This window comes from Leucobacter sp. WKLB1 (assembly GCF_059696215.1).
This window is the reverse complement of the sequence record NZ_AP046115.1, coordinates 888,509-906,916: the sequence shown is the minus strand read 5'-3', so window position 1 is coordinate 906,916 and position 18,408 is coordinate 888,509. Positions and strand designations below refer to the sequence as shown.

Sequence of the window (18,408 nt, the reverse complement as noted above, 5' to 3'; positions counted from 1 at the left end):
GCCTAGGCCCTCCGAGCGCGTCATTCGTCGAATCCTTCCGTGGGCTCATCGAGGAGCGGTGAAATGGGCGGCAACTCCGAGATGTCGCCGATGCCGAGGTACCCCAGCAGCGCGTCGGAGGTGCCGTAGAGAATGGCGCCGGTCTCGCCGTCTTGCCCAACCTCGGTGACGAGGCCGCGGCCGAGCAGCGTGCGCACGACCGAGTCGACGTTCACCGCGCGAATCGATGCGATCGCGCCGCGCGAGATCGGCTGGCGGTAGGCGATCACCGAGAGCGTTTCGAGGGCCGCCTGCGAGAGGCGCGACGGCGACTGCTGCTGCACGAAATCGGCGACGACGGGGTCGAGGCTCTCGCGCACGTAGAAGCGGTATCCGCCGGCGACCTCGCGGAGCTCGAAGCCGCGGGGCGATCCGGAACCCGCGCTTTCGCCCGCTGCGCCCGCCGCTCCAGACCCCACAGCGTCACCGTTGAACTCGGCAACGAGCGCCGACAGTGCCGCCCGTACCTCGCGCACCGGCCGGTCGGTCGCCGTCGCCAGGGCGACCGCGCTGAGCGGTTCGTCGGCGACGATGAGCAGCGCCTCGAGTTGTTGCGACAGGGAGTGGGCGGCGCGGGCGCGCTCGAGCTCGGGGTTCGCGCCCGGCTCGGCCGTCTGCTCGAGTGTCGCCTCAGTCATAATCGTTCCCTAACGTAGCAAGTTCGTCGTCTGACCAGCTCTCGCCGACCCACTGCACGTGCAGCTCTCCGAGCGGCTCGGCCTGCTCGAACGTCACTGCAGCCCGGCGATACAGCTCCAGAATGGCGAGAAAGCGCGCAACCACCACCCCCCGCTCCGGCTCCCCTGCGATGAGCTCTCGGAAGCTGCGCACGCCGCCGGTGCGCAGCAGCGCGACCACGACCGCCGCCTGCTCACGAATCGAAACGAGCGGCGCGTGCAGGTGGTCGAGGCCGACCGTCGGAATCTCGCGCGGCGCGAACGCCAGCGTCGCGAGCGCGGCGAAGTCGGCGGCGTTCAGCGTCCAGACGAGTTCGGGCCCACGGTCGCGGTACTTCGCGTCGAGCGGCACGAGACGCGCGTGCCGGTCCCCCTCGGCCTCGAGCCGGTCGCGGAACCACGCGCTCGCCTGCTTGAACGCCCGGTACTGCAGCAGCCGCGCGAAGAGCAGGTCGCGCGCCTCGAGCAGCGCGATATCTTCGGCGTCGACCGCCTCGCCCTGCGGCAGCAGGCTCGCGATCTTCAGGTCGAGCAGCGTCGCGGCGACGACAAGAAACTCCGAGGCACGGTCGAGGTGCTCGACGCCCTCGCCCTCGATCGTCGCGAGGTAGGCGATGAACTCGTCGGTCACGAGACTCAGCGACACCTCGGTGATGTCGAGCTCGTGCTTGCCGATGAGGTTCAGCAGCAGGTCGAACGGCCCGTCGAAGATTTCGAGACTGACGCGGAAGCCGGCGGGCGCGACCTCGGTCGCTTCCGCGGTCGCAGACGCAGACGCTGACGCAGAGGCAGACGCCGGATCGGCCGCTCCCTGTGCAGGCGCGGCCGCATTCGCCGCGGGCACCGGATCCGTGCCTGCCGCAGCGGCGCCCGGATCGGTGCTCACCACCATGGCGCTAGGCGACGACGCCGCGCTGCACGAGCTCGCGGGCCAGCTTGAGATACGCCTCGGATGCGGCGTTGGAGGGGGCGTAGTCGAGAATCGGCTTCGCAGCGATCTGCGCGTCGGGCAGCTTCACCGTGCGGCCGATCACCGTGTCGAAGACCTTGTCGTCGAACGTGTCGACGACGCGTTCGAGCACCTCGCGCGCGTGCAACGTGCGGGCGTCGTACATGGTCGCGAGAATGCCGTCGAGCTCGAGCGCGGGGTTCAGACGATCGCGCACCTTGTCGACGGTCTCGACGAGCAGCGCGACGCCGCGGAGCGCGAAGTACTCGCAGGCAAGCGGAATCAGCACGCCGTGGCTCGCGGTCAGTGCATTGACTGTGAGCAGACCGAGCGAGGGCTGGCAGTCGATCAGAATGACGTCGTAGTCACCCGCAACCTTGCGCAGCACGCCGGCGAGAATCTGTTCGCGGGCGACCTCGGTCACGAGGTGCACCTCAGCTGCCGAGAGGTCGATGTTGGCCGGGATCACGTCGAGACCCGCCGTCTCGGTGTGCTGGATCGCCTCGTGCGGATCCTTCAGCTTGCCGAGCATGAGGTCGTAAATCGTGGGCACGTCGTGCGCCTGAATGCCGAGACCTGCCGAGAGCGCACCCTGCGGATCGAAGTCGACCGCGAGCACGCGACGGCCGTAGCGCGCGAGCGCGGCAGCCAGGTTGATGGTGCTCGTCGTCTTGCCGACGCCACCCTTCTGATTGCACATCGCGATGATGCGCGCAGGGCCGTGGCGGTCGAGCTTCTTCGGCGCCGGAATGATGCGATCGGGTCGCCCGGTGGGCCCAAGTTCGACCTGCTTCGCCATACCCGGTCTCCTCCCGCTCGCTGACATTCCATCCTAGCCTGGAGCGGCCGTCGCTAGGATCGGGGAACGTGACCGAAACCGACGCGCCCCCGCTCTCGCAGCTCACCGACCGGGTGGGCAACGCCGCCACCGCTCGCGGCATCGACCTCGATGCGCAGCAGCACGAGCTGCTCGCCGAGATCGCTCAGCTCTCGGAGCGCTGGGCCGATCCGGATGCGCTCGTCGGCGCCTTCGTGCACGGGCCCGCCGGTCGTGGCAAGACCTGGCTCATGAGCGAGATCTTCACCGCCGTTGATCTGCCCGAGGCCGCGAAGCGCCGCGTGCACTTCCACACCTTCTTCCAGGAACTGCAGCGCCGCTTCGGCGCGCAGGTGACCGCGCGCGAGGCGATCGATGACACGGTCGCCGAACTGCTCGACGGCGCCGAACTGTTCTTCTTCGACGAGCTGCACGTGCACGATCCGGGCGGGGCGAGCCTGCTCAACCGGCTCATCGCGGTGCTCGTCGAGCGCCGCATCCCCACGCTCTTCACCTCGAACTACGCCCCCGAGGGGCTGCTCGCGAACCCGGTGTTCCACCACGTGGTCGAACCGAGCGTGCGCCTCATCCGCGAGCATTTCGCGGTGCGCACCCTCGACGGAGGCACCGACTACCGCACGGCGGCAGCGTCCGCGGGCGATGCGCGGCCCACGACCGGGTTCGCATCGGGGCGCTGGATCGCGGTGCCCACCGGCACCCCTGCGGCGAGCGCCGTCAGCGCGGCCCAGCTCACCCCGCCGACCGCCGCTGAGTCCACGCTGGTGCTCGACGGCCATCGCGCACTGCGCGCGCTCGCGGTGCGCCCGGTCGCGCCGGCTTCCACCGAAATCTGGTTCTCCTTCGACGACCTCCTCGAGGCGTCGTCAATCGCCGAGGACTTCCTCGACCTCGCCGCGCAGCACGACCGCTGGGTGCTCGTCGACGTGCCCCCGCTGTCGCGCGCGAGCCGGGAGGCGCGTCAGCGGTTCGTCGCGCTGCTCGACGTGCTCGTGCACGCCGACCTGCCCTTGACGGTGTTCGCGAGTACCGACCGCGCCGGGCTCGTCGATATCGCCGACCCGCCGGCCGACCTCTTCCGCACCGTCAGCCGCCTCGCGCTGCTGGGCGAATGACGCCCGTCGCGCAGGGCCTGCTCCCGTTCGGGGTGCGCCTCGCGTGGCGCGCGTACCCCGCCGACCAGCCGAATGACACACACGCTCCGGATCGCCGAGACATCGCCCACGAACTCCTCGCGGGCCTGCTCCACGAGCTGCACCGGGGCCTCGCCCCCGAGGCATTCGCCTTCGCCCGCCAGTGCGCGTCGTGCGGCAGCACCGAGCACGGCGTGCCGAGCGCCCGCGTCCTCGGCGAGCACAGCTCGCCGGTCCCGGCGCTCCCCCGCATCGGCATCAGCTACGCGACGGGCCTCGTGGCGGTCGGCGTCGCGCCGCCCGAGGCCACGGCCTTCGCGATCGATGTCGAGCTCGACGACGCCCGCACGCGCGCCCGCATCGCGGAAGCGCTCGACCTCAGCCCGGCCGACACTGATACCCGCACTTGGACCCGCCTCGAAGCCATCGCGAAGGCTTCCCGCACCGGCCTGCGCACCCGGCTGAGCCCACCAGCGGTCGAGAGTCGCGCCGACGGCACCTGGCGCACCAGCACGCAGCCGACTCTGGTCGGTACAGACCTGCCCCTGGCGGTCCCGAACCCGATGCCCCGGGCGATCCTCACTGTCGCCGTACAACATCCCCGCCACCGAACACGCTGACCAACGAGCGCCCACCCAGGCGTTCGCCGAGCACCGCCCAACACGAGCGGCCGGGCGCGCACGGGGCGGCGGGCTCCCCGGTGTCGCATTTGCGACCGAGAAGCGTGCGACCATGCACGCGCCGAGGTCGCAATGAGCGACGCCGGGGAGCCTGCCGCCCTGTGCGCGCCCGGCAGACCTACCGAGCCGGCAGCGCAGGCAACGCCGCAGCAAACACCCAGGAGTCGAACACCCCGTCGACCGGTACGGGGCTCATCTCTTGCACGAGCGCGATGAAGTCGGGGGTGCGCACCAGGCTGTGACGTCGTTCGGTGGCCCAACGCAGCAGCAGTGCCCGGAAGACGTCGTCGCCGAGGGTGCGTCGCAGCGTTTCGAGCACGAGTGCGCCGCGTTTGTAGACGCGGTCGTCGAACATGTCGGCGGGGCCGGGGTCGGCGAGTACGAGACGCTGCGGCAGCTCGGCGAGTCGTGCGTGGTGCTGCTCGGCGAGGTCGGCGATGCTCGGCCCGCCCGAGGCTTCTGACCAGATCCATTCGGCGTAGCAGGCGAAGCCTTCGTTGAGCCAGATGTCTTGCCATCGGGCGAGGCCGACGGAGTTGCCGAACCACTGGTGGGCGAGTTCGTGCGCGATGAGGCGCTGTTCGCCGGGGGCTTCGTGGTTGCGCCCGAACGTCGCCATGCCTTGCGCTTCGAGGGGAATCTCGAGCTCTTCCTCGGTGACGACGATGGTGAGGTCTTCTTGCGGGTACGGCCCGAACCACTCTTCGAAGACGTCGATGATGCGCGGCACGGGTGCGAAGGCGCGTTGCACGGCGCGTGAGCGCGCGGGTGGTGCGATGAGGCGGGCGCGGTCTCCGAGACGGTACTCGGCGTATTCGCCGATGTGCGCGGCGAGCAGGTAGGTGGCGGTCGGCACGGTCGTTGAGAACGTGCGCAGGGTCTTGCCGGATCGCCCGGTCACCGTGCCGGGCACCCCGGTGATGGCGACGAAGAAGCCGCGATCGGTGGTGAACGAGACATCGTAGGTGGCGCGGTCGTCGACGCGGTCGTTGCAGGGGAACCAGGTTGGTGCCCCCGTGGGCTGCGATGCGACGAGGGCGCCGTGTTCGAGTTCTTCCCAGCCCAGTTGGCCCCAGCGCGATCGTCGGGGCGCGGGTCGACCGGCATACTCGATGTCGAGCTGCAGTTCGGCACCGGGTTCCGTCGGAGCATCGAGGCGGATCGTCAGCGCGTGCGGGCCCTGCTTCACCTGCCGCTGCAGCGCGCCGTCGACGCGTACCTTGCTCGCACTGAGCCCGATGAGGTCGATGCGCAGCTGGTCGGTGGCCTCGAGCACACGCACCTGCAGGCAGGCGCGCCCTTCGAGCCGGTTCGTGCGCGGGGTGTAGCGCAGGTCGAGGCCGTAGTGCGCGACCGAGTATCTCGGGTCGCCGCTGGTCGGGGTGTAGGGGTCGCTCATCGCGGCCTTTCGCAGGTGCATGCTCGACTACTACTTCGTCGTTTGATAGGCGCGCAGCTTGAGCGCGCGCCAGGGTCCGATGGGGTTGCCGCTCCAGCGCGAACCGACGGGCACGCTTTCACCACGCATGACGAGTGATGCGGGGCCGACGGTGGCGTGGGCACCGATGACGGCCGCGGGCAGAATGACGCTGTGCGGCCCGAGGGTCGCGCCCGCGGCGAGTTCGACGGTATCCATGCTCATGATTCGATCATGGAACAGGTGCGTCTGCACGACGCACCCCCGGTTGACGGTGGATCCATCGCCCAGTGTCACCAGGTCGGGTTCCGGCAGCCAGTACGATTCGCACCACACGCCCGAGCCGATTCGGGCCCCGAGCGAGCGCAGCCAGACGGCGAGAGCGGGAGTGCCGGTGGCTGCGCGAGCGAACCAGGGCGCCGCGAGCATTTCGGTGAACGTGTCACTCACCTCGGTGCGCCAGACAAAGCTCGACCACAGGGGCGCTTCGCCTGCTCGGATCGGGCCGACAATGATCCACTTGGCCGCGGTCGAGATTCCGGCGGCGACGGCGCCCGCGGCGAGCATCACGAGGCCCGAGAGCAACGTCGTCCAGACGGCGCCGACCGAGGTCCAGAGCCAGGCGAACACGAAGAGCACGGTGAGGCCGAGCGCGGTTGTCGCGAACACGGCGAGGATGCGTCCGAACTCCCAGAGTGCCCGCGCCAGGCGCAGCGCGGCACCCGGGTGGTAGGTGCGACTGTCGTCGCCGTCCTGCGCCAGGCGGCGCAGGCGCACGGGCGGCGAACCGAGCCATGAGGAGCCCGCCTTCGCTTTGCCGGGTGCCACCGAGAGCACGGCGACGAGCGAGTCCTTGGGTACGCGGTGCCCGGGACCGGCCATCCCCGAGTTACCAAGAAAGGCGCGCTTGCCGATGCGCACGCGGCCGATGCGCATCCACCCGCGGTGCAGCTGGTACGACGCCACCATCGTGTCGTCGGCGAGGAAGGCGCCATCGTCGATGCGCGTCATTTTCGGCAGCAGCAGCACCGTCGACGCCTCGACGTTGCGGCCGACGCGAGCGCCGAGCAGACGCAGCCATACCGGTGTGAAGAGGCTCGAGTAGAGCGGGAAGAGGAAGGTGCGTGCGGCGTCGAGCAGCCGCTCGGTCGTCCAGGTTTGCCAGCCGACGCGGCTGTGCACGGGGAAGGTGCCTTCGTCGAGCCCGATCGCGAGCAGCCGCACGAACAACACGACCGCGCCGGCGTAGACGACACCGGTGACCAGTGCAGCCGGAACCAACCAGAGCAGTGCCGCACCGAAAGCAGCGCCGAGCGACTCCGCACCGCGGATTCCGGCAGCGATGAGCAGGCCGCCGACGGCGAACGAGACAAACGGCAGCAGCGCGAGCACGATCGACGACCCCGCGTACGCGAAGCGCCACACGGGCTTGTGGTGCGGCTGGCCGTCGGGCCACTCCTCCGCTCGATTGCCGCCGATGCGCACGGCCGGCGATCCTGCCCAGGTCTGCTCCGACTTCACGCGACCGAACACCGCCGAACCGGGCGCGATCTCCGCGCCGTCGTCGATGCGGGTGCCCGGCGCGAGCGTGCTGCGCGAGCCGACCGTGACATCGCTGCCGATGCGTACACCGCCGACGCGCAGCAGGTCGCCGTCGATCCAGTAGCCGGTGAGGTCGACCTCGGGTTCGATGGCCGAGCGCGCACCGACCTCGAGCATGCCCGTGATGGGCGGCAGCGTGTGCAGGCTGACATCGCGCGCGATCTTCGCGCCGAGGGCACGGGCGTAGACCGTGATCCAAGGCGCGCCCGCGAGCCCGACCGCGTCGATCTGCTGCGCGAACTGCTCCGCGAGCCATAGCCGCATGTGCGTCACGCCGCCGCGTGGGTAGTCGCCGGCGCGCACCCCGACGAGCAGCACGCGCGCCACGAACGCCGCGATCGCCATCTTGCCGAACGGCGTCGAGAGCACCAGAATGCCGATGAGCAGCATCCAGATCGGCACGCTCGGCAGCACCTCGAACCCGGTCGTCAGATTCAGGATCGTGCCCGCCGTCAACAGATACACGAGCCAGCGCAGGCCGCTCGCGATGAACAGGGGCACGCCGGCCAGCGTCTGCGCCCACTGCGTGCCGCGCGGCGTCGGGGCGGGCTGGTGGAAGCTGCTCGCGTCACCCGCATCATCGACCGCCGCGATCGCCTTCGCCATTGCCGCGAGACGCGGCACGTCGTAGATGTCGGCGACGGTGAACTCGGGCACCCGGGTGCGAATGCGCGAGACGAGCTGCGCCGCCGGCAGCGACCCTCCGCCCAGATCGAAGAAATCGGCGTCGGCACCCGGCACGGGCACCCCGAGCACGGCCTGCCACTGCTCCGCCAGCCAGGCCTCGCTCGCGTTCAGCCCCTCGGCCGCCGGAGCGTCGGCACCCGGGAGCGGCCACGGCAGCGCCGCGCGATCGACCTTGCCCGAGGTGCGAATGGGGAGCTCGTCGACCACGGCGAGCAACGGCGTCACTCCGGCCGCGAGCCGCGCGGCGAGGTGCTCGCGGGCGAGCGCACGATCGAGCGGCGCCTCTCCCTCGACCACGAGGTAGCCGACGAGCACCGGTACGCCGGCGTCGCTCGATCGCACCGCAGCGGCGGCCGCCGTCACGCCGGGCAGATCCTGCAGCGCGTTCTCGACCTCGCCGAGCTCGATGCGCCGACCGCCGACCTTCACCTGATCATCGGCACGGCCCAGGAACATCAGCCCCGTCGGCTCGTAGCGCACCAGATCGCCCGAACGATAGGCGCGCTCCCAGCCCAGCTCGGGCATCGGCGCGTACTTCTCGGCGTCTTTCGCGGGGTCGAGGTAGCGCGCGAGGCCGACTCCCCCGATGATCAGTTCCCCCGACTCCCCCGGTGCCACGCGGCGCCCTTCGCCGTCGACGACCGCCAGGTCCCAGCCGTCGAGCGGCAGACCGATGCTGATCGGCGAGACGCCGTCGAGCGGGCACCCGCAGGCCACCACCGTCGCCTCGGTCGGGCCGTACGTGTTCCAGACCTCGCGACCGTCTTCCACGAGACGGGCGGCGAGCTCGGGCGGGCAGGCCTCGCCGCCGAAGATCAGCAGGCGCACGTGCTCGATCGCCTCACGTGGCCACATGGCGGCGAGCGTCGGCACGGTCGACACGACGCTGATGCTCTGCCGCACCAACCACTGCGCCAAGTCTTCCCCGGCCCGAACGATCGCCCGCGGAGCCGGCACCAGGCAGGCGCCGTGCCGCCACGCGAGCCACATCTCTTCGCACGAGGCGTCGAACGCGACCGACAGGCCCGCGAGCACCCGGTCTCCGGGGCCGAGGGGCTCGCGCTGCAGGAACATGCGCGCCTCGGCATCCACGAACGCGGCGGCGGATCGGTGGGTGACGGCGACGCCCTTCGGTACGCCCGTCGACCCCGAGGTGAAGATGATCCACGCATCATCATCCGGGGTCGGGTCGACCAGGGTGCCTGCGTCGATCTCAGTCGCCTCAGGTGCAGGCACCTCGATCGCGGATTCGATGACCGCCGGCGCATCACTCGCCGGCTCATCAATTGTCGGCACGTCGCTTGTCGCTTCGTCGCGTCTCGGCCCGTCACTCGCCGGCCCGTCACTCGCCGGCCCGTCATTCGCCGGCCCGTCACTGGCACGCGGCACGAAGCCGTGGTTGCCGAAGGTGCCCACCACTCGAGCCTCGCCAAAGACAAGGCGGGCCCGCTCGTCGGTATCGTCGGCGTCGACCGGCACGTACGCCGCCCCCGCGCGCATGATCGCGAGGATCGCGATGTACAGGTCCTGCGATCCCGAGTCCACACGCACGCCGACGCGGTCGCCGATCCGCACCCCCGCCGCCCGCAGTTCGCTGGCGCGCTCATCGACCGCCGCGACGAGCTCGCGGTAGCTCAGCGCCCCCGATCCGGCGTCGATTGCCGAGGCCTCGGGGTATGCCGCCGCTGTCGCACGCAGCACGTCGATGAGTGTGCGTTCGGGGGCGGCGTGCGCACCGCGGGTCAACGGGATCTGAGGATCTTCACGCAGTGAGTCGTTCAAGAGGCGGAGTCTTCTCGCAGTCGTTCGGGCGCGACGCGACCGGTCGGCGCGCGCGGGTGCTGCTTCGAGAATGTCACCCGCGCGCGAGCTGGCGGGCCCGTATTGCCGAGATTTCCGCTCGCAGCACCGAGTCTTTCCCCGTTGGCTACCCGGCGTTCACCTGGAGGCCGCTCCAAGCCATTCGGGTCACCGGCATCCGGAGGAAGATCTGCGCCCAGAGGAACCCCAGACCCGAAACGAACCTGCTGAGTGCAGATCTTCCTCTGAACGCGCGGCGAGATGGGAGCGCGACGGCGTAAGCCCGTTGCGGCGCGTGCGGCCGAACCCCACGCCCGGCGGCTGCTACTTCGCGCGCGGGTGCGACAGGAGGTAGTGCTCACGCAACGTGTCGGCGGTCACCTGTGTGTAGATCTGCGTCGTGGTGACCGAGGCGTGTCCCAGCAGCTCTTGCACGGTGCGCACGTCGGCGCCACCGGCGAGCAGGTGCGTGGCGAACGAGTGCCGCAGGGTGTGCGGAGATACCTCCTGCGTGATGCCGGCGCGGTCGGCGGCGGCGCGGATCACGAGCCAGGCGCTCTGACGCGACAATCTCGCCCCGCGCGGCCCCACGAAGAGCGCCGGTGTGCCCCGGCCGCGCGCGACCATGGTCGGTCGAGCGCGTACGAGGTACGCGGCGAGCGCGCGACCCGCATAACTGCCGTAGGGCACGATGCGCTGCTTCGATCCTTTGCCGGTCACCCGCAGAAAGCCGCCGTCGCCGAGCGCAGCTTCGGGTTCGCTCACCGCGTCGGCACGGCCCGGAACCGCCAACAGATCATCGACGTCGAGCGCCGTCACCTCGCTGACGCGCGCGCCACTCGCGTAGAGCAGTTCGAGCAGCGCTCGGTCGCGCAAGTCCACGGGGTCGTCACCGCCGACCGCGCCGAGCAGCGCCTCCACGGATTCGACGGGCAGGGCCTTGGGCAGACGCTGTGCGCGTTTCGGTGTGCGCAGTCCACTGCCGGCGTGCTCGGTAAGCAGCCCTTCCTCAAACAGGAAGCGGTGCATTCCGCGCACCGTCGAGAGTCGACGCGTGATCGACGCCGGAGCGAGTGCAGACACCGAGTGGCCTTCGCTCGACCGGGGCGGCTCGGCGAGGTCTGCGACGTAGGCCGCGAGGGTGTCGGGGTGAACGTCGGCGAGGTCGCCGACGCCGCGCTCCCGCAGCCAGCCGCCGTAGGCGATCAGATCGCGGCGGTACGCGGCTTGGCTGTTGGCCGATAGCCCGAGTTCGAGGGCGACGTGGCGCAGATAGCGCTCCGCACCCTGCTCCGGGCTCAGTGGCATCAGCGCGAACGTTCTCCGCGCACGGCCGCGCGGCCAGCCCATGGGAGGGCAGGATCGCGCAGCGTTGACCACCCGCGCGCCCGTGCCGCTTCTGCGGCGAGCACGGCATTCGCGGTAACCGTGTTCTGCACACGACCGTCGAGCACTGCTGCCACAACCTCGTCGAGCGGCACCCATTCCGGAGTGAGCTCGGCTTCTTCTTCCGAGCGCACGTAGTCGTGCGCAACCGGCTGCAGGTCTCGGGCGAGAAAGACTCGCATGGCCTCGGTCGAGCTGCCGGGCGCCAGAAACAGATCGAGCAGCAGATGCCAAGAATTGGCCTGCAGATCGGCCTCTTCGGCAAGCTCACGGCGCGCGCCGGTCAGGCCCGATTCACCGGGTACATCCATCAGCCCTGCGGGGATCTCCCAGAGTCGGTGCCCGGTGGAATGCCGGTATTGCTTGATCAGCAGGACGCGGTCGTCGGCGTCGAGTGCGAGCACCGACACGGCGCCGGTGTGATCGAGGTAGTCGCGCGTGAGCTCGGTGCCGCCAAACGGAAAGCGATCTCGTCGCATGTCCCAGACGTGCCCCTCGGCAAGCACCTCGCTCGCCGCGACGATGACGTCGTCGGCACGGGAATCAGCGAGGGAGCCGTTGCGGCCCGCCTCACCGACTCCCGTGCCGAACGTGTCACTCACCGTGCTCGGCGGCTTCCTCGGGCTCGACCTCGAAGAGGCTCGCGGCCTCGCGGCGATCGATTGCGGCACCGACCAGCCCGGCGAAGAGCGGGTGCGGGGTGCCTGGGCGCGAGCGCAGCTCGGGGTGCGCCTGCGTTGCGATGTAGAACGGATGCACGTCGGTCGGCAGTTCGACGTACTCGACCAGCGCGCCGTCTGGGCTGGTGCCCGAGAATGACAGGCCCGACGCCGCGATCTGATCGCGATAACGGTTGTTGACCTCGTAGCGGTGACGGTGACGCTCGCTGGCGCTCGGGGCACCGTAGAGCTTCGATGCCAACGACCCGTCGGCGAGCGCGGCCTCGTACAGGCCGAGGCGCATCGTGCCGCCCAGATCGCCGCCGTCGATGATATCGACCTGCTCGGCCATCGTCGCAATGACCGGAACCGGCGTCTCGGGGTCGAACTCGGTTGACGACGCGCCCTCAAGGCCGGTGACGTGGCGCGCGTACTCGATCACCATGCACTGCAGGCCGAGGCACAGGCCCAGCGTCGGAATGTGATTCTCACGGGCGAATCGCAGTGCGCCGAGCTTGCCCTCGATGCCGCGGATGCCGAAGCCGCCCGGGACGCAGATGCCATCGACGTCTCCGAGCGCCTCGCGGGCGCCCTCGGGCGTCTCGCAACTATCAGAGGGCACCCACCGGATGTTGACCTTGGTCGAGTGCGCGAACCCGCCGGCGCGCAGCGCCTCGGTGACCGAGAGATAGGCGTCGGGCAGATCGATGTACTTGCCCACGAGCGCCAGGGTGACTTCGCCCTTCGGCTGGTGCACGGCATCGAGCACGGGCTGCCAGCCGGTCCAGTCAACGTCGCTCGAGCGATCCGAAAGCCCGAGGTTCTCAACGATGATGCTGTCGAGCCCCTGCGAGTTCAGCAGCTGCGGCAGGTCGTAGATGCTCGGCACATCGATCGCATTGACGACCGCGTTCTCATCGACGTCGCACATCAGCGCGATCTTGCGCAGGTTGTCGTCGGTGACCGGGCGATCGCTGCGCAGCACCAGCGCGTCGGGCTGGATGCCGATCGAGCGGAGGGCCGCGACGGAGTGCTGCGTCGGCTTGGTCTTCTGCTCGCCCGAAGCCCCCATGAAGGGCACCAGCGAGACATGCACGAAGAACACGTTCTTGCGGCCGAGTTCGTGACGCACCTGGCGCGCCGACTCGAGGAACGGCTGCGACTCGATGTCGCCCACTGTGCCGCCGACCTCGGTGATGATGACGTCGGGGCGCGGGGTCTCCGATGCCTGGAGGCGCATGCGGCGCTTGATCTCGTTGGTGATGTGCGGGATCACCTGCACCGTGTCACCGAGGTACTCGCCGCGCCGCTCCTTGGCGATCACCGTCGAGTAGATCTGTCCGGTGGTGACGTTCGCCGCCTCCGAGAGGTTGATGCCGAGGAATCGCTCATAGTGCCCGATGTCGAGGTCGGTCTCAGACCCATCGTCGGTGACGAACACCTCGCCGTGCTGGAACGGATTCATCGTTCCGGGATCCACATTCAAGTAGGGATCCAGCTTCTGCATCACGACGCGCAACCCGCGCGCGGTAAGCAGATTTCCGAGGCTCGCGGCCGTCAGGCCCTTGCCCAGCGATGAAACGACACCTCCGGTCACGAAGATGTGTTTGGTGATTCCGGTCTGGTCCGCGCTCTGCTCTGTTCCCACGGGCTTCAATCCTATCAGTTCAACTCGGACGTGTTCGCTTCGGGCCTATCGCAGCTCTTGCCGCGGCACCCAGACTTGCTTGATGATCATCAGCACCATCGCGGTGACGGGGATCGAGATCAGTGCTCCCAGCAGGCCGAGCAGGGTGCCGCCCGCAAGCGCGCCGATCACGACGAGCGCGCCCGGAACCGAGACCACCCGATTCATGACGCGCGGGGTGAGCAGATACGACTCGATCTGCATGTAGATGAGGTAGTAGACGGCCACGATGATCGCAGCGGAGGGCGACTGGAACAGCGCCACGATCGTCACCAGCACCGTCGCCATCACGGAACCGATCAGCGGGATCAACGCGAGGAAGAAAACGCCAACCGCCACCAAACCAGCGAACGGCACATCGACGATCGTCATCATGACGAAGCCGAGCACGGCGTTCACGAAGGCCAGAATCACCATGCCGTTGACATAGCCGCCGACGGACTTCGTGACCTGCTCGGTGATATCGATCACCTTGGCCCGACCGGAGCGCGGCACCAGTGAGTAGAACGCCCGCTTGATCGACTGCAGCGAGGCGAGGAAGTACAACGTGAGGATGAGCACGATGAGGCCCGCGGTCAGCCCGTTGGCGATGCCGATACCGGCCTGCCAGACGCCGCCGGCGACCTGGGCCCAGTTCTCGGGCTTGCTGACGAGATTCTGCCCCATCTGGAGCAGACCGTCGAAGTCAACGAACTGCCCGAACCGCTCGTTGAGATCGAAGAACCACTGCTGATGGGTGATGTCACGGAAGAGCGCCGGTGCGCTGCGCACAAGCAGCGTGATCTGGTTCGCGATCATCGGAATGATGATCGCGAGGAGTCCCGCGATGACCAGCACGAAGCCGCCGAACACGACGGCGATGCCGAGCGGGCGCTTCAACCCGCGGCGCTCCAGTGCTCGGACGACGGGGTCGAGGCCGAGCGCGACGAACAGCGCCGCCGCGACGTACATGATGATCGTCGTGAGCTGCTCGATCATGCCACCGAAGAGCATCGCAACGAGCACGCCGAGGGTGATGGTGAATCCCAGCTGGAACGGGCTCCGCACGACGAATTCGCGGGTCTGCGTCTTGGCCCGCTCCTCGCGCGCGTCGACCGCGGCGTCTCGCGCGTCGCGGTACATCTCCCGCGTGTCGGCGTCCATCTGTTCGATGTCGGCATGCTTCACGTCGGGGTGCGCATCGAGGTATGCGGCCTTCGCGGCGGCGTTGTCGTTGAGATCGGGCTTCCGGGCAGCCGAGGGCCGCAGGCGGCCGAAGAACTTCACCATGTGGGGAGCGTAGCAGTGACCACGGACAGGGAGTGCCGACTCACGCGGCGTCACGCAGTGCGAGCAATTCGGCGGCGTGTTCGAGCGCACTCCCGGAGTCGCTGAGCCCCGAGAGCAGTCGAGCCATCTCGGCGAGCCGCGCGTCTCCCTCCAGTCGTTGGCAGCTGCTCTCGGTGAATCCGCCCGCAGAGTCTTTCACCACCTGCAGGTGATTCGATGCGAACGCGGCGACTTGCGCGAGATGCGTCACCACGATCACCTGAGACGTGCGCGAAAGTCGTGCGAGTCGCCGCCCGATCTCGATCGCGGCTGCCCCGCCGACGCCGGCGTCGACCTCGTCAAAGACGAAGGTGGGCACCGGATCGACCGCCGCGACGACCACCTCGAGTGCGAGCATCACGCGCGAGAGCTCACCACCGGAGGCCGTCTTCGCGACCGGGCGGGGTGCCGCTCCGGCATGAGGACTGAGCAGCAGCTGCACTTCATCGGCTCCGGAGCCACCGAGCGCCGACAAGGGCGCGACCTGCACGACGAATCGGGCATCCGGCAGCGCCAACTGGCGCAATTCGGCGCTGACGAGTTCAGAGAGTTGTTCGGCTGCGGCCGTACGCAGCTCGGTGAGCCGCTCGGCAAGGCCACGCTCACGGGCCGCCTCGGAGTCGAGACGCGCAGCGAGCTCGTCCACAAGGTCGCCGTCGCCGTCGAGCTCTGCGAGTCGCTGGGCGGCTGTTTCGGCAGCAGCGATGACGGTGGCCGAATCGTGGCCGTATTGGCGGAAAAGCACGTTCAGCGCGGCCAGGCGCTCGTTCGCTCGCGCGAGTTCTCCCGGACCTTCCTCATCGAGGTCGCCGGCGTACGCGGCGAGTTCTCGGGCCGCATCTGCGACTTGAAAACTCACTGCGCGCAGCGATTCGAGCACGGCAGCGAGGCGCGGGTCGTACTCCGCGACCCGTTCGAGCTCGCGCGCGGCTTCGTCGATCAGCCCCGATGCATCGCGCGCGAGGGGGTCGTCGGATTCGCTCGCCAGCGCCTCGTGAGCGGTCGCCGTGGCGGAGCGCAACGCCTCGACATTGCTGAGCAGCTCGATACGGCCCGAGAGCTCGATCTCCTCGCCCGCTTGCGGATCGACCGCTGCGATCTCGTCGAGCTCAGTGCGCAGGCGCACCGCCTCCGCCGCGCGCTCCTCGCGTGCTTCGGTGAGTTCGTGCACGCGTGCGGAGAGGAGCTGACGCTCCCGATGCGACTCGCGGTACTCCACCAGAGTCGTCGCAAGCATCTCGCCGCCGAAACGGTCGAGCGTTTCTCGCTGTGCCGACGCCGACTTGAGGCGCAGCTGCTCAGACTGGCCGTGCACCGCGAAGAGCCGGTCAGCCAGTTTGCCCAGGCTGCCAACCGGCGCGCTCGCTCCGCCGATGCCGGCGCGGCTGCGCCCCTCGGCGCTCACCGTGCGGCTGAGCACGAGCTCGCCGTCTTCGACTTCTCCACCGAGCTCGTCGACGAGGTCGATGACCACGGAATCCTGCGTGCGCACGATGCCGTGCACGCGGGCCTGAGCGGCACCGGATCGCACGGCGCCAGCGTCACTGCGCTCGCCCATAAGCAGCCCCAGCGCGCTCACCACCATCGTCTTGCCGGCACCTGTCTCACCGGTGATCGCGGTGAAACCCGGGCCCAGCGGTACTGTCGAGTCGACGATCACGCCCAGGTCTCTGATGCGAAGTTCCTCGATCATGCGACTTCCCCTCCGCGTCGACTGCCTCGCCACCCCGAGGTCGGCAGGTGGAACTTGCGCACGAGTCGATCGGAGAACACGCCTCCGGTGAGTCGTCCCAGGCGCACCGGGAGGTCTGACCGTCGCACCGTGACCATCGAACCCGCGGGAAGCTCGGTGCGGCGACGACCGTCGCACCACAGCACACCCGGGCCGATGTTCTCGGGGAGAATGCGCACTCGCAGTTCGGAGTCGGTGCCGGTGACGAGCGGGCGGTCGAAGAGCGCGTGCGCGGCAATGGGCACGAGCAGCATCGCCTGCACCGACGGCCACACGATGGGGCCGCCCGCGGAGAATGCGTACGCCGTCGACCCGGTCGGTGTCGCGAGCACGACGCCGTCGCAGGCAAAGGTCGAGATCGGTTTGCCGTCGACGCCGATCTCGACTTCGAGCATGCGCCGCTGCTTCTCGACGCTGGCTTCGTTGAGCGCCCAGGTCTCAGCGATCACGACGCCGTCGTGGCTGGCCTGCACGTCGACCGTCAAGCGTTCTTCGACGGTGTAGTCGCGACGCAGTACGCGATCGATCGTAGTCGTGAGATCGACGCTCTCCATCTCTGCAAGAAATCCCACGTGCCCGAGGTTGACCCCGATGATGGGGCATTCCGAGCCTCGAAGCAGTTCCGCAGCGCGGAGAATCGTGCCGTCGCCACCGAGCACGATCGCCGCTTCGAGCTCATCGATCGAGACGTCGTCGCCGAGTCGACCGATCTGCTCGACTTCGAGATGCGGTGAGAACGCCTCGCGATCCGGCGCATCAAAGACAGGCAGTACCCCCGCTCCGATCAGCGTGGTCACCGCTTCGACCGTCGCCGACACCGCCTCGTCGCGGTGCGTGTGCGAGACGATCAAAATACGCCGTTGCTCGGACTGCTGCTGCGCGTTCATCGCCCTCCATCCGCTGTCGATTGCGTGCCGGCCGTTTCGACCGCACCCGCATCGGACTCAATCGCATCGGGCTCAACCGTCGCCGCCGCACCGGTGAGTGCAGCGATGCGCGACTCCCATTCTGTCGGAACCGGTGCCGCGGCGCGCTCGAAGTGCGCCAGATACTCGCGGTTGCCCGCCCCGCCCTCGATCGGGGAGTCGGCAATGCCGCGGGCCGCGAAACCGTGTCGCGCCGCAGCTTCGAGCACGATGCGGATGGCTTCGGCCCATTGCTCGGGCGAAGTCACCACCCCGTCGCGCACGCGCCCCACTTCGAACTGCGGTTTGATGAGCAGCAGGAGCTCGGCTTCGGGAGCCGCGCACTCCGAGATTGCGGGGAGCACCAGGCTGAGCGAAATGAATGAGAGGTCGGCGACCACGAGACTGGGGCGCTCGTCGAGCCCGGTGTCGGCGGCGAGATTCTCAGGGGTGAGTTCGCGGGCGTTGCGCCCCTCCACCAGATGCACGCGCGCATCGCCACGCAACTGCGCGGCGAGTTGATCATGCCCGACATCGATCGCCTGCACCGCGGTGACCCCGCGCTCGAGCAGCACCTGCGTGAACCCGCCGGTGGACGCCCCCAAATCGAGGGCGATTCGGCCCGCCGGGTCGACGTCGAATTGTTCGAGTGCGGCGATGAGCTTGTGCGCCGCTCGCCCGACGTAGTGATCGTCACCCGACACTCCGACCCGGGCTCCACGAGGCACGTTCAACGAGGCCTTCGTTGAGCTACTGCCATCGACCGTGACACCACCGGCTGCGATCAACTCGGCCGCCCGGCTGCGGGAGCGAGCGAGGCCGAGCTCTGCGAGCACCCGATCGAGACGCTCGGGTGCCGCACTCCACACCGCCTCACGAGCGTGCTCGACAGCTTCCGGCGGCCGGTTCATG

14 protein-coding genes are annotated in these 18,408 nt (G+C 69.0%); 2 read left to right on the top strand and 12 right to left on the bottom strand.

The features are described from left to right. Positions 1-20: 20 nt before the first annotated feature. Genes scpB through ACZF5Y_RS04215 form a run of 3 tightly spaced genes read right to left on the bottom strand, consistent with a single transcriptional unit; the run spans position 21 to position 2,464 of the window. Entirely contained in the window at positions 21-677 is a 657-nt protein-coding gene (gene scpB / locus ACZF5Y_RS04225) for an SMC-Scp complex subunit ScpB (RefSeq protein WP_497534577.1), read from the bottom strand. Beyond that, positions 670-1,608 carry a segregation and condensation protein A gene (locus ACZF5Y_RS04220; protein WP_497534576.1) on the bottom strand — a complete coding sequence of 313 codons (939 nt, stop codon included), beginning with the start codon at positions 1,606-1,608 and terminating at the stop codon, positions 670-672. Before ACZF5Y_RS04220 ends, scpB begins: the two co-directional genes overlap by 8 nt. 4 nt (positions 1,609-1,612) lie before the next feature. Next, a complete protein-coding gene (locus tag ACZF5Y_RS04215) occupies positions 1,613-2,464 on the bottom strand; it encodes a ParA family protein (RefSeq protein WP_497534575.1) in 852 nt (283 codons plus the stop codon). 20 nt (positions 2,465-2,484) lie between these two features. Here ACZF5Y_RS04215 and zapE point away from each other — a divergent pair, with 20 nt between their 5' ends. Then, complete coding sequence (zapE, locus tag ACZF5Y_RS04210; protein ID WP_497535292.1) at positions 2,485-3,615, top strand: cell division protein ZapE; 1,131 nt, start codon at positions 2,485-2,487, stop codon at positions 3,613-3,615. Beyond that, on the top strand, positions 3,612-4,253 hold the full coding sequence (locus ACZF5Y_RS04205; RefSeq protein ID WP_497534574.1) for a 4'-phosphopantetheinyl transferase family protein: 642 nt from the start codon (positions 3,612-3,614) through the stop codon (positions 4,251-4,253). The genes zapE and ACZF5Y_RS04205 overlap by 4 nt, the downstream gene beginning before the upstream one ends. Positions 4,254-4,431: 178 nt before the next feature. On the opposite strand, the gene ACZF5Y_RS04200 is transcribed toward ACZF5Y_RS04205, so the two are convergent. The 9 genes from ACZF5Y_RS04200 to ACZF5Y_RS04160 all read right to left on the bottom strand — a co-directional run bounded on the left by ACZF5Y_RS04200 (position 4,432) and on the right by ACZF5Y_RS04160 (position 18,407). Further along, complete coding sequence (locus tag ACZF5Y_RS04200) at positions 4,432-5,733, bottom strand: M1 family metallopeptidase (protein ID WP_497534573.1); 1,302 nt, start codon at positions 5,731-5,733, stop codon at positions 4,432-4,434. 9 nt (positions 5,734-5,742) lie between these two features. Beyond that, positions 5,743-9,801 (bottom strand): Pls/PosA family non-ribosomal peptide synthetase, encoded by a 4,059-nt coding sequence (locus tag ACZF5Y_RS04195; protein ID WP_497534572.1) that lies wholly within the window; start codon positions 9,799-9,801, stop codon positions 5,743-5,745. Positions 9,802-10,143: 342 nt separating this feature from the next. Then, positions 10,144-11,127, bottom strand: coding sequence for a site-specific tyrosine recombinase XerD (locus ACZF5Y_RS04190; protein ID WP_497534571.1), 984 nt, complete (start codon positions 11,125-11,127; stop codon positions 10,144-10,146). Continuing rightward, positions 11,127-11,807 carry an NUDIX domain-containing protein gene (locus ACZF5Y_RS04185; protein WP_497534570.1) on the bottom strand — a complete coding sequence of 227 codons (681 nt, stop codon included), beginning with the start codon at positions 11,805-11,807 and terminating at the stop codon, positions 11,127-11,129. The genes ACZF5Y_RS04190 and ACZF5Y_RS04185 overlap by 1 nt, the downstream gene beginning before the upstream one ends. Beyond that, the gene (gene pyrG, locus ACZF5Y_RS04180) at positions 11,800-13,512 is read right to left on the bottom strand and encodes a CTP synthase (RefSeq protein ID WP_497534569.1); all 1,713 of its coding nucleotides are present in this window, start codon (positions 13,510-13,512) and stop codon (positions 11,800-11,802) included. Before pyrG ends, ACZF5Y_RS04185 begins: the two co-directional genes overlap by 8 nt. Before the next feature lie 45 nt (positions 13,513-13,557). Then, complete coding sequence (locus tag ACZF5Y_RS04175) at positions 13,558-14,820, bottom strand: AI-2E family transporter (RefSeq protein WP_497534568.1); 1,263 nt, start codon at positions 14,818-14,820, stop codon at positions 13,558-13,560. A gap of 40 nt (positions 14,821-14,860) precedes the next feature. Next, a complete protein-coding gene (gene recN / locus ACZF5Y_RS04170) occupies positions 14,861-16,552 on the bottom strand; it encodes a DNA repair protein RecN (RefSeq protein WP_497534567.1) in 1,692 nt (563 codons plus the stop codon). Then, the gene (locus ACZF5Y_RS04165) at positions 16,549-17,478 is read right to left on the bottom strand and encodes an NAD kinase (protein ID WP_497534566.1); all 930 of its coding nucleotides are present in this window, start codon (positions 17,476-17,478) and stop codon (positions 16,549-16,551) included. The genes recN and ACZF5Y_RS04165 overlap by 4 nt, the downstream gene beginning before the upstream one ends. After that, positions 17,475-18,407 carry a TlyA family RNA methyltransferase gene (locus ACZF5Y_RS04160; protein WP_497534565.1) on the bottom strand — a complete coding sequence of 311 codons (933 nt, stop codon included), beginning with the start codon at positions 18,405-18,407 and terminating at the stop codon, positions 17,475-17,477. The genes ACZF5Y_RS04165 and ACZF5Y_RS04160 overlap by 4 nt, the downstream gene beginning before the upstream one ends. Position 18,408 lies beyond the last annotated feature (1 nt).

What these genes read in the sequence shown, in the direction of transcription:
- ACZF5Y_RS04190 (WP_497534571.1), bottom strand. Translation starts at nt 11,127, where the DNA reads ATGCCACTGAGCCCGGAGCAGGGTGCGGAGCGCTATCTGCGCCACGTC.
- ACZF5Y_RS04200 (WP_497534573.1), bottom strand. Translation starts at nt 5,733, where the DNA reads ATGCACCTGCGAAAGGCCGCGATGAGCGACCCCTACACCCCGACCAGC.
- ACZF5Y_RS04175 (WP_497534568.1), bottom strand. Translation starts at nt 14,820, where the DNA reads ATGGTGAAGTTCTTCGGCCGCCTGCGGCCCTCGGCTGCCCGGAAGCCC.
- ACZF5Y_RS04160 (WP_497534565.1), bottom strand. Translation starts at nt 18,407, where the DNA reads ATGAACCGGCCGCCGGAAGCTGTCGAGCACGCTCGTGAGGCGGTGTGG.
- ACZF5Y_RS04165 (WP_497534566.1), bottom strand. Translation starts at nt 17,478, where the DNA reads ATGAACGCGCAGCAGCAGTCCGAGCAACGGCGTATTTTGATCGTCTCG.
- ACZF5Y_RS04205 (WP_497534574.1), top strand. Translation starts at nt 3,612, where the DNA reads ATGACGCCCGTCGCGCAGGGCCTGCTCCCGTTCGGGGTGCGCCTCGCG.
- scpB (WP_497534577.1), bottom strand. Translation starts at nt 677, where the DNA reads ATGACTGAGGCGACACTCGAGCAGACGGCCGAGCCGGGCGCGAACCCC.
- ACZF5Y_RS04220 (WP_497534576.1), bottom strand. Translation starts at nt 1,608, where the DNA reads ATGGTGGTGAGCACCGATCCGGGCGCCGCTGCGGCAGGCACGGATCCG.
- ACZF5Y_RS04215 (WP_497534575.1), bottom strand. Translation starts at nt 2,464, where the DNA reads ATGGCGAAGCAGGTCGAACTTGGGCCCACCGGGCGACCCGATCGCATC.
- recN (WP_497534567.1), bottom strand. Translation starts at nt 16,552, where the DNA reads ATGATCGAGGAACTTCGCATCAGAGACCTGGGCGTGATCGTCGACTCG.